This is a genomic window from Propioniciclava flava, assembly GCF_004126535.1.
GTDB classification, from domain to species: domain Bacteria; phylum Actinomycetota; class Actinomycetes; order Propionibacteriales; family Propionibacteriaceae; genus Propioniciclava; species Propioniciclava flava.
In genome coordinates this window covers 271,799-284,767 of the sequence record NZ_PPCV01000004.1, presented here as the reverse complement: position 1 = coordinate 284,767, position 12,969 = coordinate 271,799, and the positions used below count along the sequence as shown (strand labels likewise).

The 12,969-nt window shown below is 67.8% G+C and carries 13 protein-coding genes; 5 read left to right on the top strand and 8 right to left on the bottom strand.

What is annotated here, in order from left to right:
* From C1706_RS07815 to C1706_RS07805, 3 genes are all read right to left on the bottom strand, one after another.
* Positions 1–615 (bottom strand): RodZ family helix-turn-helix domain-containing protein, encoded by a 615-nt coding sequence (locus tag C1706_RS07815; protein WP_129458660.1) that lies wholly within the window; start codon positions 613–615, stop codon positions 1–3.
* A gap of 210 nt (positions 616–825) precedes the next feature.
* Positions 826–1,719 carry a glycosyltransferase gene (locus C1706_RS07810; RefSeq protein ID WP_164987480.1) on the bottom strand — a complete coding sequence of 298 codons (894 nt, stop codon included), beginning with the start codon at positions 1,717–1,719 and terminating at the stop codon, positions 826–828.
* Positions 1,720–1,763: 44 nt separating this feature from the next.
* Entirely contained in the window at positions 1,764–2,498 is a 735-nt protein-coding gene (locus C1706_RS07805; protein ID WP_129458658.1) for a CDP-alcohol phosphatidyltransferase family protein, read from the bottom strand.
* A gap of 132 nt (positions 2,499–2,630) precedes the next feature.
* On the opposite strand from C1706_RS07805, the gene C1706_RS07800 reads away from it, so the two are divergent.
* The 3 genes from C1706_RS07800 to C1706_RS07790 all read left to right on the top strand — a co-directional run bounded on the left by C1706_RS07800 (position 2,631) and on the right by C1706_RS07790 (position 5,116).
* Entirely contained in the window at positions 2,631–3,644 is a 1,014-nt protein-coding gene (locus tag C1706_RS07800; RefSeq protein ID WP_129458657.1) for a glycosyltransferase, read from the top strand.
* Positions 3,644–4,555, top strand: a complete 912-nt coding sequence (locus tag C1706_RS07795) for a glycosyltransferase family 2 protein (protein WP_129458656.1) — start codon at positions 3,644–3,646, stop codon at positions 4,553–4,555. The genes C1706_RS07800 and C1706_RS07795 overlap by 1 nt, the downstream gene beginning before the upstream one ends.
* Positions 4,556–4,675: 120 nt before the next feature.
* Positions 4,676–5,116 carry an FAD synthase family protein gene (locus C1706_RS07790; protein WP_180316846.1) on the top strand — a complete coding sequence of 147 codons (441 nt, stop codon included), beginning with the start codon at positions 4,676–4,678 and terminating at the stop codon, positions 5,114–5,116.
* A 76-nt stretch (positions 5,117–5,192) separates the two neighbouring features.
* On the opposite strand, the gene C1706_RS07785 is transcribed toward C1706_RS07790, so the two are convergent.
* The 5 genes from C1706_RS07785 to C1706_RS07765 all read right to left on the bottom strand — a co-directional run bounded on the left by C1706_RS07785 (position 5,193) and on the right by C1706_RS07765 (position 9,433).
* The gene (locus tag C1706_RS07785) at positions 5,193–6,314 is read right to left on the bottom strand and encodes a sodium ion-translocating decarboxylase subunit beta (RefSeq protein ID WP_129458654.1); all 1,122 of its coding nucleotides are present in this window, start codon (positions 6,312–6,314) and stop codon (positions 5,193–5,195) included.
* 1 nt (position 6,315) lies between these two features.
* Entirely contained in the window at positions 6,316–6,831 is a 516-nt protein-coding gene (locus C1706_RS07780; protein WP_129458653.1) for a biotin/lipoyl-containing protein, read from the bottom strand.
* Positions 6,832–6,835: 4 nt separating this feature from the next.
* On the bottom strand, positions 6,836–7,234 hold the full coding sequence (locus C1706_RS07775) for an OadG family protein (RefSeq protein WP_241653487.1): 399 nt from the start codon (positions 7,232–7,234) through the stop codon (positions 6,836–6,838).
* A 9-nt stretch (positions 7,235–7,243) separates the two neighbouring features.
* Complete coding sequence (locus tag C1706_RS07770) at positions 7,244–8,788, bottom strand: acyl-CoA carboxylase subunit beta (RefSeq protein WP_129458652.1); 1,545 nt, start codon at positions 8,786–8,788, stop codon at positions 7,244–7,246.
* Between the two features lie 150 nt (positions 8,789–8,938).
* Complete coding sequence (locus C1706_RS07765) at positions 8,939–9,433, bottom strand: DUF456 domain-containing protein (protein ID WP_129458651.1); 495 nt, start codon at positions 9,431–9,433, stop codon at positions 8,939–8,941.
* A gap of 81 nt (positions 9,434–9,514) precedes the next feature.
* Between C1706_RS07765 and C1706_RS07760 the strand changes: the two genes are divergently transcribed.
* Both C1706_RS07760 and C1706_RS07755 read left to right on the top strand, forming a co-directional pair.
* On the top strand, positions 9,515–11,620 hold the full coding sequence (locus tag C1706_RS07760; RefSeq protein WP_129458650.1) for an ArnT family glycosyltransferase: 2,106 nt from the start codon (positions 9,515–9,517) through the stop codon (positions 11,618–11,620).
* A gap of 5 nt (positions 11,621–11,625) precedes the next feature.
* The gene (locus C1706_RS07755; protein ID WP_129458649.1) at positions 11,626–12,960 is read left to right on the top strand and encodes a glycosyltransferase; all 1,335 of its coding nucleotides are present in this window, start codon (positions 11,626–11,628) and stop codon (positions 12,958–12,960) included.
* Positions 12,961–12,969 lie beyond the last annotated feature (9 nt).

Genomic DNA, 12,969 nt, shown 5'->3' with positions numbered 1-12,969 from the left:
TCAGGTGACCTTTCCGGTAAAGACGGCGACGGGCTCGGCGGCGGCATAGTTCACCGTCACCAAGACACCTCGGCCCGCTGCTGGGTCAAGCATGAAGACATAGGAGCCGGTGACCGACTGCCCGGGAGCGATGACGCCCTCGAGGGGGGCGGGGTCACCTGCTGTGGTGGGGATGCCCAAGGTGCCATCTTCGGCGGTCACCGAGACGACCGCTGAGGAGACGTCCAGAGCCTGCTGCGATCCGTTGGAGACCTTGACCGTGACCTTGACGGCCGGGCCGGTGATCTCCCCGGGGGTGGTGGCGCTGACCGAGATCGCCGACAGCGCATCGAGCGACACGGTCGCTGCGGAGTCGAACGTGACCGGTTGCCCAGCGGACGCGCTGCGCGTCACGACCGGCGCGGGCGCCCGGGGGCCTTGCGGGGCGTGGGAGGGCGGTGGGCTCCAGGTACCGGTAGCCGAGGGCAGCGGACCTGCTGGCGCCGACGCATCCGGCCCCCGTGAGGGCATGTCGGCAGGAGGCGTCGTCGTGCAACCCGTGACGAGTGCAGCAAAGACGAGCCCTGTGGCGAGGATGCGCGACGCCGTCACTCGGACGTCGGCATGCGCCATCACGCGGTTTTCCCGTTTGAAGTGCCGTTCACCATTTCCCCTTGGTCTAGGGGATCGTAGCCTGGCCCCCCAGCCCGAACCAAGCCTGCGGTCCCCCGCGCGGGGGACCGAGAACATCCTCCGTAGCCACGTCGATCTCACGGCCGTCGGCGCCCCGGACGCAGGACGCTCGAGGCCCCGCCCTCACCCCCGCACGCGCGGAGGGGGGCGGGTTTAGTGGACGCGGTGGCGCCTCAGCAGCCCCCAGCCCTGCCAGAGCCCGGCAACGTAGGCCTGCCATGGTCCCGCGTGCAGGAGTTGTCGGCGTCCCCCTTGCAGGAGCACCCCGTAGGCGACGCGCGGGGCGGACATCGCCCAGCGGCGTTGTCCCACCTTGTCGAGGTGCAGCGCCGCATACAACAGCCGATTGCGGATGTTGTAGCGGTAGTACAGGGGTGTCTTGGCCCGGTCACCGGCCTGTCGACCGTGAGTTTGGCCCTCCTCATGGATCACCGTCGCTTCCGGGAGAAGCTCCAAACGTCCTCCGAGGTCGAGGACTCGGTGGCTGAGATCGATATCTTCCCAGTACAGGAAGTAACGCTCATCAAAGCCGCCGAGCCGTCGCCACAGCTCACTCGACAGGGCAAAGCACGCTCCGGTGGCCCACGGACGCCGGGGTCGAGAGGCCCGATCCGCCCGGTGACGTGCGCCAGCGGTGCTTCCGTCATCAAGGTAGAGGTCGGCCCCCTCGAACCAGGTGGTTCCGAGCGATCCGACAATCCTCGGCGACACGAGGGCATCGGGGTGGGCGCGGGCGTGATCGATCAGCCGTTCCAGCGAGGCTGCGTCGATCGTGGCGTCCGGGTTGAGCGTGGCGATCACGTCCGCCCCCAGGTCACTGGCCAGTGCGGCCCCCGCGTTCACGCCACCGCCAAACCCGCGATTGTCGTCCAGCAGGACGGCCTGCCAGCCGTGCCGGGAGGCTGCGCGGGCGAGCCGTTCGCGCTCCGGGACGCTGGTGAAGCAGTCCACGACCACCACTTCGACGCCGGGCGGAAGCGTCATGGCGCCAAGGTTCTGCTCGAGCAAGGCGGCCGAGCCGTAGCTGACCACGACGAGCAGCGTCACGCCCGGAGCAGACGATGGCGGTAGGGCTCGCTCCTGGCCGGTGTTCACGCGGCGGACTGGGCGGCGTCGACCGCCGCCATGTCGCGGAACCACTTCGTCAAGGCGGCCGCCCAGAACACGACTGCTGCCAGGGCAAACAATGCGTACAGGACCGCGAAGACGTCGAACCAGCCCCACGTCACGAAGGCCAAGCACAAGAATCCGTAGTCGGTCGGCAACATCAGCAAGGATCGCACGGGGCTGGAACCCCCTCGCTCCACCGCGGTGGGGACGCCTCGCTTCTGCTTGAGCAGGTCGTTGAGCAGCATCGCGAAAAACGTCGAGTTCGCCGCGATGAGGAACACCAGCGGCACCAGCAACCAGGGCCGGACCTCACCGAACCAGCGGTAGGCACCCAGCAGCACAGCCACGTGCAAGGACGAGATTTTGACGGCGTCGACGACGTGGTCGAGCCACTCCCCCGCGAGCGATCCCCCACCACGCAGCCGCGCCACCTGGCCGTCGGCCGAATCCCAGGCGTAGCCGAGCGCGAGCAGGAGCCACACGGCGATGCCGATCGGAACGGTCACGGGAGCGAAGGCGATCAACCCGATACCCGCGAAGGTGAACACCGCGCTGACCAGGGTGACCTGGTTCGGGGTGAGACCGAGGTGAAAGGCGAGGGTGGCCAGCAGCCGCCCCACAGGGCGGTTCACGAAGATCGAGTACGCAGGCGCCCCCCGAGCTCGCTTCTTCTGTGCCGAGAGTAGGACGTTGTACGTCTCTCTCATCGTCGCCATGGGTCTCCCTCGTTCGTTGATCTGTGCCGAGTATGCCCCACCTGGGCGGCCCCCTTGACCGCCCCACTGGCCCCGCCACCGGCCGCAGAACCCGCTACCCTCGGGGGACACCACTCCCAAGGAAAGCAGTCGATGGCCCCCCGCCCTTTGCGCGTCATGCAGTCGTTTCGGACGCCGCGTCCGACCACCAACCCGTACATCGTGATGCTCGATCAGGCGCTCGCCGCCGAGCCGACGATCGACCACGTTCGGTTCTCCTGGCGTGAGGCACTGCTGGGTCGGCTGGACGTCATTCACTTCCATTGGCCCGAGGTGCTGCTGGAGGGCGACCGCCCCTGGAAGCGGTGGGGCAAGCGTCAGTTGTTCCGTCTGATGCTGTTGCGGACTGCCCTCACACGCACGGCTGTGGTGAGGACCGTGCACAACCTGGAACTGCCCAGCGGTTTGGGTCCGGCGACGCGACGGCTGCTGGTGGCGCTGGAGCGACGGACCCGGCTGCGGATCCTGCTCAACGACGTGACCAAGCCCGCCTGGGAATCGGCGACCGTCGTGATCCCCCACGGCCACTATGTCGATTGGTTCGCTGCGACGCCTCGGGTGCTCGCCGCACCGCACACGCTGGGCTTCGCGGGCCTCGTCCGCGCCTACAAGGGAGTGGAGTCCTTGATTGAGGCCTTCGCGCAGACCGCTGCGGATCGCCCCCAGTTGCGCCTGCGGATCTCAGGACGCCCCACCAGCGCAGCGTTGCGGTCCGAGTTGGAGTCGCTCGCCGCTACCGACGCGCGGGTCACGTTGGATCTGCGATTCCTCGATGAGGACGCCTTCGCCACGGCCATCATGTCGGCCCGTGGCATCGTTCTGCCCTATCGCCACATGCACAACTCGGGAGCTGCGCTGGCAGCCCTCTCGTTGAGTCGGCCGGTCCTCGTGCCTCGCAACGAGGTCAATACGGCGCTGTCCGCCGAGGTGGGTGAAGGGTGGGTGCACCAGTACGACGACCTCGTCGATGCGGATGACCTCCGGGCCTTCGACGACGCTGTGGCACACGAACCTGCCGAGCCTCCGCGCCTGGGCGGACGCGACTGGTCCACCGTGGGCGCACAGCACGCCGGCGCCTACCGTGCTGCCGTCGCCGGGGTGCGGTGATGGCGGCAGCAGGGCCCACACTCGTCATCGCCGTTCCCACGTTCCACCGACTCGCGCTGCTCGACGCACTGTTGGACGCGCTGCGCGCACAGGCCGATCCCGTCGGGGCTGAGATCCTCGTGGTGGACAACGACCCTGCCGGGTCGGCGCGCGAGGTGGTGGTGGGGCGGGCCCGCTACGTGGTTGAGCCCGCGCGTGGCTTGGCCGCCGTCCGTAACCGGGCCCTCACCGAAGCGGCTGGGGCCGATGCGGTGGTTTTCATCGACGACGACGAGACGCCCGCGCCGGGTTGGCTCGACGCCCTGGTCGCCGCGTGGCGCAGCCATGGCGCGGAGGCCGTTTCGGGTCGCGTCCTGTCCCGGTTCCCGGATGGTTTCGACGATCCGTGGATCGAGCAGGGCGGCTTCTTCGTCCGGGTCCAGTTCCCCGCGGGTGCCCACCAGCCCGTCGCGGCGACCAACAATCTCTTGCTGGATCTGCACGCCGTCCGTCGATTCGGGTTGCAGTTCGATGAGCGGATGGGCCTCTCCGGTGGGGAAGACATCTTGTTCACCAGCCTGCTGGTCAAAGCCGGTGGACGGATCATCTCCGCGCCGGACGCCGTGGTGTTCGACGATGTCACACCGGAGCGGTTGACGCATCCGTGGGTGCTGCGGCGCGCCTACCGGGTGGGTATCAGCACAGTGGTGACGAGAACCGTCGTTCACGGTGGCCTGGCGGTGCGCCTGCGCGGCTTGGCCGGGGGCGCGGCCCGCGTCGTGGTGGGCGGCGCGCGGTGGCTGCTGGGCTGGGTGACGCGCGCACCGCGCCATGCCGCCCGCGGGGCGAGGGCTGTCGCCCGCGGCGCCGGGATGATGGCGGGCGCGCTGGGCCTCACCTACCGCGAGTACGCGTTGCGCGATCACGGCTAGGCCGGGGAACGGGCCGGGTTCTCCTCACCCACTAGAGTGCCGGGATGCACGTGTCGAGCGCGTGCCTGGCCGTCACCCTCGTCAGTTCGGCCACTGGTTGGGAGCCACACTTTCGTGACCATGCGTATCGGTTATGCCGCCGGGGCATTTGATCTGTTCCACATTGGACACCTGAACATCCTGCGTCGGGCCAAGGAGCAGTGCGACGTGCTCATCGCCGGGGTCGTCAGCGATGAGATGTTGCGCGAGGTCAAGGGCATCGAGCCCATGGTGCCGACGCAGGAGCGCACCGACATCGTGGCAGCGATCCGTTATGTAGACGCCGTCCATGTGGAGCGCGTTCCCGACAAGTTGGACGTGTGGAAAGAGGTCGGGTTCACCCACTTTTTCAAGGGCGACGATTGGCGTGGCACCGAGCGGGGCGACCGGTTGGAGCGCCGCTTCGCCACCGTCGGCGTCGAGGTGGTCTATTTCCCATACACGGTGCAGACGTCCAGCACGCGCCTTCGCGCAGCCCTGGACGCATTGACGTTGTCTGCGGCCCCCTCCGCCACCGGCTAACGCCCCCGAACGTGGCGACGGCCGATGCACGTTCCGCGAAGGAACGACGCACCGGCCGTTGCCGAGGGCCGCGGCGCTAGGACGCCCCCATGAGGGCGAGCAGCACGCCACCGGCGACCACCGAGGCGACCTGCCCCGCCGCGTTGGCACCCATGGCGTGCATGAGAATGAAGTTGTCGAAGTTCTCGCGCTGCGCTTCCTTTTGGACGACGCGAGCGGCCATCGGGAAGGCGGAGATCCCCGCCGCGCCGATGAGCGGGTTGAACTTGCCCCCGGAGAAGACGTTCATCAGCTTGCCGAACAGGACACCCATGATGGTGTCGAGGCAGAACGCGACCAGCCCCAACACCAAGATCATCAAGGTGGCGACGTTGATGAAGCTGGCCCCCACCATGGTGGAGCCGATGGCCAGCCCGAGGAACAGCGTGACGACGTTGGCCAACTCGTTGGAGGCGGCACCGGTCAGGCGCTCCACAACTTTGCTCTCGCGCATCAGGTTGCCCAGCATCAGCATGCCGATCAGCGGCGTGGCGAAGGGCACCAGGGTCCCGACCACGATCGTCACGATGATCGGGAACAGGATGCGGGTGCGCTGGCTGATCTCGCGGCTGGTGTAGGGCATCTTGATGGCCCGTTCCTTCTGCGTGGTCAGCACCCGCATGATGGGCGGCATGATGATCGGCACCAGGCTCATATAGGAGTAGGCCGCCACCGTGATGGGCGCCACCAGTTCCGGCGCCAGCTTGTTCGAGACGTAGATGGAGGTCGGGCCGTCGATCGCACCGATGATGCCGATCGAGGCTGCCTGGTTATGGGTGAACCCCAAGAACAGCGCCAGCATCAGCGTCAGGAAGATGCCGAACTGACCGGCACCGCCCAGCAGCACCATCTTGGGGTTTTCCAGCAGGGGCCCAAAGTCGGTCATCGCGCCAATGCCGACGAAGATCAGCAGCGGGAACAACTCGTTGCCGACGCCCATGTTGTACAAGACGGTGAGGGCGCCATGCTCCCCCACCATCGGGGACAGCGGCAGGTTGGCCAGGATCGCTCCGGCGCCGATCGGTAGCAGCAGGAGCGGCTCGTACTCCTTCTTCACGGCCAGCCAGACGAGCAGAAGCCCGACCGCGATCATCACAAGGCTTTGCCAGGTGACGTTTTGGACGCCCTGGAGCAGGTAGTGCAGGGTATCGGGACTCATGTCAGGCCTCGAACCTCACCAGGGTTTCGCCGAACTTCACCTGTTGCCCTGCGGCCACGTAGATCTCGGCGACAACGCCGTCCTTGACGGCCTTGAGTTCGTTCTTCATCTTCATGGCTTCCAAAACCATGAGGGTGTCGCCGCGCTGGACGGCGGTTCCCACCACGGTGTCGATGCTCAAGATCACCCCAGGCATCGGGGCGGTCAGCTTGTCGCGTCCCCCGGAGGCTCCCGCTGCGGCGCGGGCCGGCGGGCTGGTGGGGGTCGGCGCGGCGGCCACAGGCTCCGCGACCACCGACGGTGCGGCTGGCGTCATCCCGGCAACCCCGTGCGTGTTGGCGGTGCGGCGCGCCTGGATGGCCGGAGTGATCGGCGCCTCCCATGCCAGGTCGCGGTGGTCTTCGAGGCGGACGTCGACCAGGCGTCCGTCGATGTGGACGCGGAAGGTGTCGGCCCCCAGCGCCTCGACGTCGACCACCTTGGCGGTGTCGTTGACGGTGATGGTGTAGCGGCGCATGGCCTTACCTCCGGGTGAAGGGGTTGTTTTGGAGCGCTCGCCCCACCGACAGCCAGCGGCTCGCGAAGAGCTGGCTGCCGGGGGCGTGCACGCGGGTCTCGGGGGCCGCCTTGCGGCGTCGCGTCTCAGCGTGAGTGATGACCGCGACCGTGATGGCGGCCACCTGATCTTCATCGAGACCATCGGTCACCAGGTGCACGGTGGGCAGCGCGGGTTGGTTTTCGGCACGCTCCAGCGCTGGCACGAAGGCGTCCGGCTCCGCCTCCTCAGCGGGGCCGCCGGGCTGCCGGTCGAGGCGCCCAATCAGCATGAGCACCGCCATCAAGATGATCAGCAGGAGAAACACGGCCCCCATGCCGACCAGCATCATCATGAGTCCCCATTGGAGATCCTCCACAGTCACGGCTACCCCCTACACCGGGAAGAGGCCGTGCTTCTTGGGGATGGACTGCGTCACCTTGCTGCGCAGCACCTCCAAGGCGCGGATCAGGCGGGCACGCGTTTCGCGCGGTTCGATGACCTCGTCGATCTGTCCGACGTCGGCGGCCTGGTACGGGTTGAAGAACATTTCCTTGTACTCGGCGATGAACCGAGCCTCCTCAGCCGCGGGGTCGTCGGCAGCCTCGATGGCTTTACGGTTGAGGAGCCGGGCTGCTCCTTCTGCCCCCATGACGGCGATCTGGGCGCTGGGCCAGGCGAAGGCGACATCGTTGTTCATCTGCTTGGAACTCAAGGCGACGTAGGAGCCGCCCATCGCCTTGCGCGTGACCAAGGAGATTTGCGGGACGGTGGCCTGGCAGTAGGCGTAGATGATCTTGGCCCCGTGCCGAATGACCCCGTTGTACTCCTGCTCCACGCCGGGAAGGTAGCCGGGGCAGTCCACGAACGTGATCAGCGGGATGTTGAACTGGTCACACAACGTGATGTGGCGGGCGATCTTGTCGCTGGCGTTGATGTCGAGGCAGCCCGACATCACCAAGGGCTGGTTCGCGATGAACCCGACGCTGTTGCCGTCGAGCCGGGCGAATCCCACCAGCGCGTTCGCCGCCCACTCCTTGTGCAGTTCGAAGACGGAGTCGTGGTCGAACACCAGGTTCAAGACGTCACGCATGTCATAGGCCAGCCGGTCGTCGTCGGGGACGATGCTGTTGAGTGCGTCGTCCATCCGGTCGGCCGGATCGTAAGGCTCCAACTGCGGCGGGTCTTCGGTGTTGTTCTGCGGCAGGTAGCTCAGGAGGGCCTTCGCGAGGGAGAGCGCCTCTTGTTCGGAGCGTGCCATCACCTGCGCGACACCGGAGGTCCCGTTGTGGACCAGCGCTCCGCCCAGTTCTTCGGCGGACACGTCCTCTCCGGTGACGGTCTTGATGATGTCGGGGCCGGTCAGGAACATGTTGGAGGTTCCCTCCACCATGATCGTCACGTCGGTCAGCGCCGGGCTGTACACCGCGCCTCCGGCGCACGGGCCCAGGATCAGCGAGATCTGCGGGATCACACCGGACGCCTTGACGTTGCGCACGAAAACCTCGCCGTACGCTGCCAGGGAGCGCACGCCCTCCTGGACGCGCGCGCCACCGGAGTCGTTGAGGCCGATCAGGGGGATGCCCGCCTGGATGGCCAAGTCTTGGATGCGCGAGATCTTCTTCGATTGCACCTCGGAGAAGGAACCGCCCAGCACGGTGAAGTCCTGAGCGAAGACCGCGACGCGGCGTCCCTGGATCTTCCCGAAGCCGGTGATGATGCCGTCGCCGGGGAAACGGTGCTGGTCCATGCCGAAGTCGGTGTTGTGGTGGGTAGCCAGGGCTCCCAGTTCCTGGAAGGACGCCTCGTCGAGCAGCACCGAGAGGCGCTCGCGCGCGGTGAGCTTCCCCTTCGCGTGTTGTGCCTCGATCCGTGCGGCGCCTCCGCCCTCCAGGGCTTGACGTCTCTTTTCTCGCAGCGTTGCCAGATGGTCACTCATCGGTCAGCCTCGTCCGTGGTGTGCTGTGGTGGGGCCCGGCGTACCGGGCATCTACTACAGAACGTAGCGCCCACGCCCGGGGCTAGGCACTTAATGCAACAAACGAGGCAAATGTTGTCATGACAGGGGCAAAAGCTCCCCCGGCACCCCTTAGGCGAACCAGCTCGTGAGGATGCTGGCGAGCAGGATCCCAGACGCCGTCAGCGCGCAGAGCAACTCCACGGCCATACCGATGCCGACGGACTTCAGCGCGACCCAACTGCTCGCCGTCGCCTCGCCGGGATCCTTCACCCGCGCGTACTCGGCCAGCCACAAACCGGCGATGAACCCCAGGGGAAGCCCCAGGTACGGGATCACGAACATCCCCACCACGCCGCACAGGAGCCCGATCACCACGGATCGTTGCGGGATCTGTCGTTGTTTGAGCCGGGCGCCGGTCACGACGTATTGCGACGCGAAACCGACGATCAGCAGCACCGCACCGACACCGAAGGCGACCCATCCCCACGTCGATGGCCCCCACCATGCCCACACCAGGAGCGCCGCCATCACCGTGACGGACCCCGGCAGCACCGGCACCACCACACCGCAGCAACCGACAACGGCCAAAACGATGCACAGCAGTGCGAGGAGCGGCTCGGGCATTGGCCCAGACTACCGACCGCTCATAGGCCCCTCACAGCCGCCCCACACGGCCCCATCAGCGGGTGAGCGTGGACTACGACCATGACCGATCTCGACGCACTCGTTCCCCCACCCGACGCTCAGGCCTCACAGCGTCCGGCCCGGCGCGTCCTTGTGGCGCAGCGCGTCAGCCTGGCAGCGCTCTTGGCCGCGACGGCCGTGCTGTATGTGTGGGGTCTGGGTGCCTCCGGCTGGGCCAACTCCTTCTATTCGGCTGCAGCTCAGGCTGGGGGCCAGAACTGGACTGCGTGGTTCTTCGGAAGCCTGGACGCCGGGAATGCCATCACCGTCGACAAGCCTCCCGCCGCGCTGTGGGTGACGGGGTTGTCGGTGCGGATCTTCGGGCTGAGTTCGTGGTCGATCCTCGTCCCGCAGGCGCTCATGGGTGTTCTGACTGCCTGGCTCGTGTTCGCCACCGCGCGGCGGGCTCTGCGAGGCTGGTCACCCCACGATGGACGCGCGCTGAGTAGCGGGACGGTGCACGGTCTCGCCCTGTTCGGTGCTGCCGCCTTCGCGCTGACGCCCGTCTCGGTGCTGATGTTCCGCTTCAACAACCCCGACGCGCTCTTGATGTTGTTGTTGACGGCGGCAACTTACTGCGTGGTGCGGGCGTGCGAGAGTGCCTCGCGGCGCTGGTTGGCGTTGGCGGGTGTCGCCGTCGGGTTCGCCTTCCTCACCAAAACCCTCCAGGCATTCCTCGTGCTTCCGCCGCTGGGAATCGCCTATCTCCTGCTGGCGCCCGCCTCGTGGCGTCAGCGCATCATCGATCTGGTGACGGCCGCCGTCGCCCTGGTGGTGTCAGCGGGCTGGTATGTCGCCGTGTTCACGCTGACACCGGCCTCTTTGCGTCCGTACATGGGCGGCTCGCAGACCAACTCGTTCCTGGAGTTGGCCTTCGGCTACAACGGCCTAGGTCGACTCACCGGCGAGGAGGTCGGGTCGGTAGGCGGCGGCGCGCCGGGGGGCATGTGGGGGTCGCATGGAGTGTTGCGGCTGTTCACGGGGGTTTCCGGCGGAATGGTCGCCTGGCTCATCCCGGCGACGGTGCTGCTCGCGGTGGTGGGCCTGGTCCTGCTCGGACGCCGACGCGGCGAGGGCGCGTCCGTGGTGCGGGCGGCGATCGTCGCCTCGGGCGGCTCGCTGCTGCTCACCGGGGCGGTCTTCAGCGCGATGGCCGGGATCTACCACGATTACTACACCGTCGCCCTGACGCCGTTCTTGGGCATCACGCTGGCGCTCGGGTTGGGGGTGGCGTGGGCCTACCGGGAGCGAGCCTGGGTCCGCGGCTCGCTGGCCGCGTCCGCGGTGGCCACGGGTGCACTCGCCGTGTTCTACACGTCCGAGGCGGGCGGCATCTACGCCGTCGTTGGCTGGGTGGCGCTTGCAGCGTTAATCCTCGCTGCAGGTGGGCTCGCTTTCGCCCCGGCGACGGCCTTGGCGCTCACCCGCGCGACCCTCACCTTGGGCATGGTGGGAGCGCTGCTGTCGCCTGCCTCGTTCGCGCTGCAGACCGCCGCGACGCCCCACTCGGGGTCCATCGTCACCGCGGGACCCATCAAAGCAGGGATGGGTGGCCGTGGCGGTCCTGGCGGTGGAGGCGTGGGGGGACGCCGGAATGAGGGCGCACCCGACGGCTCCGGCCTGTCAGGGGGGACCCCCTCGAGCAGAACACCCCAGACCATGCCTGGGAGTCGCGACGGGAGCCGAGGTGGTGCTCCCGGTGGGACGTCCGGCCGCAGCGCCGAGTCGGCTCCCAGCACGCCTCGGTCGGGCGCCGCGGGTGGGGGAGGTCTCCTCAACGGAGCCGAGGTCAGCCACGACCTGGCCGTCGCGCTGACGTCCGATGCCTCGGACTACAGGTGGGTCGCGGCCACCATCGGCGCACAGAACGCGGCCAGCTATCAACTGGCCACGAACCTGCCGGTCATGGCCGTCGGCGGCTTCAACGGATCGGATCCCTCCCCGACGTTGGAGCAGTTCCAGGCTTACGTCGCCGAGGGGAGAATCCACTACTTCATCGGTGGCGAGATGAACGGGCGACGCCGCGGCGGGAGTGAGGCAGCCTCCGAGATCGCCGCCTGGGTTGCGGCCACCTACCCGGCCACGACGGTTGGGGGCACCACCGTCTACGACCTGAGCGGGCGGTGACCACCATGACCACCGCCTCAACGTTCGCCGCGCACGCCCGTCCCGGGCTCCCCACAACGGCCGTGGTCGAGATCGTCATTCCGGTGTACAACGAGGAGGAGGATTTGTCGGAGTCGGTCCACCGGCTCCATGCAGCTTTGTCGGACACGTTCCCGTGGGCCTCCCGCATCACCATCGCCGACAACGCGAGCACCGACCAGACGTGGGCTGTGGCCGAACGCCTCGCCGCAGAACTCCCCCAGGTGCACGCCGTCCACATGGATCAGAAGGGTCGGGGGCGGGCCCTGAAGCAGGTCTGGTTGGCCTCCGACGCCGACGTGGTCGCCTATATGGACGTGGATCTCTCCACCGACCTGGCTGCGCTGGCCCCGCTGGTCGCCCCCCTCATCAGCGGGCACAGCGATCTTGCCATCGGCACCCGCCTCACCCCTGCGTCGCGCGTCACACGGGGGGCGCTGCGCGAGTTCACGTCACGTTGCTACAACCTGATCCTGCACGGCACGCTGGGAGCCAGGTTCAGCGACGCCCAATGCGGCTTCAAGGCCGTCCGCGCGTCCGTGGCCCAGGCGCTCCTGCCGGTGATCGAAGACACCAACTGGTTCTTCGATACCGAATTGTTGATGCTGGCGCAGCGCTCCGGGTTGCGGATCGCCGAGGTCCCCGTCGACTGGGTGGACGATCCCCGCTCGAGCGTCGACATCGTCGCGACCGCCCGCGAAGACCTGCGCGGCGTCTGGCGGCTTCTCACCGGGTTCGCCTCGGGGCGAATCCCCGTGCGGACGCTGCGAGCCGATCTGGGCCGCGATACGCACCAGGCCCCGGGCGTCCCGGCCGGTTTGCTGGGGCAAGGGTTGCGTTTCGGCGTCGTCGGGGTGGCCAGCACCCTGGCCTATTTCGCGCTCTACCTGCTGCTCAGGGAGCCGTTAGGGGCGCAGGTGGCCAACGCGATAACCCTGGTGGCTACGGCGATCGCCAACACGGCCGCCAACCGGCTGTTCACGTTCCGCGTCGTCGGCCGGGCCCGCCTGTGGCGCGACCACCTCGGAGGTCTTGCCGCATTCGGTGTGGCCTTGGCGCTGACCAGCGGCGCCCTCGGGATCCTGCACGCGAGCGCCCCCGAGGCGAGTCCTCAGGTGGAGATCGTCGTGCTCGTCGTGGCGAACGCGGTCGCGACGCTGGTGCGTTTCCTGACGTTGCGCGGGCTGATGGGGCGCCGTGGCGCGCCTGCCCCTAGGGAACGGCGCGTGCCCGCGGTAGCGTCGGATACCTCAGTGCTGGCCGATTCGGATCCGGCACCGGGGCGGCGTGGCCCGCACTCGGGCGCTCCTTCGACGCCGTGACAACCTTCC

Excerpts from the sequence above, each read along its gene's own strand:
- C1706_RS07760 (WP_129458650.1), top strand. The coding sequence starts at position 9,515 with ATGACCGATCTCGACGCACTCGTTCCCCCACCCGACGCTCAGGCCTCA.
- C1706_RS07785 (WP_129458654.1), bottom strand. The coding sequence starts at position 6,314 with ATGAGTCCCGATACCCTGCACTACCTGCTCCAGGGCGTCCAAAACGTC.
- C1706_RS07780 (WP_129458653.1), bottom strand. The coding sequence starts at position 6,831 with ATGCGCCGCTACACCATCACCGTCAACGACACCGCCAAGGTGGTCGAC.
- C1706_RS07805 (WP_129458658.1), bottom strand. The coding sequence starts at position 2,498 with ATGGCGACGATGAGAGAGACGTACAACGTCCTACTCTCGGCACAGAAG.
- C1706_RS07790 (WP_180316846.1), top strand. The coding sequence starts at position 4,676 with ATGCGTATCGGTTATGCCGCCGGGGCATTTGATCTGTTCCACATTGGA.
- C1706_RS07770 (WP_129458652.1), bottom strand. The coding sequence starts at position 8,788 with ATGAGTGACCATCTGGCAACGCTGCGAGAAAAGAGACGTCAAGCCCTG.
- C1706_RS07765 (WP_129458651.1), bottom strand. The coding sequence starts at position 9,433 with ATGCCCGAGCCGCTCCTCGCACTGCTGTGCATCGTTTTGGCCGTTGTC.
- C1706_RS07795 (WP_129458656.1), top strand. The coding sequence starts at position 3,644 with ATGGCGGCAGCAGGGCCCACACTCGTCATCGCCGTTCCCACGTTCCAC.
- C1706_RS07800 (WP_129458657.1), top strand. The coding sequence starts at position 2,631 with ATGGCCCCCCGCCCTTTGCGCGTCATGCAGTCGTTTCGGACGCCGCGT.
- C1706_RS07755 (WP_129458649.1), top strand. The coding sequence starts at position 11,626 with ATGACCACCGCCTCAACGTTCGCCGCGCACGCCCGTCCCGGGCTCCCC.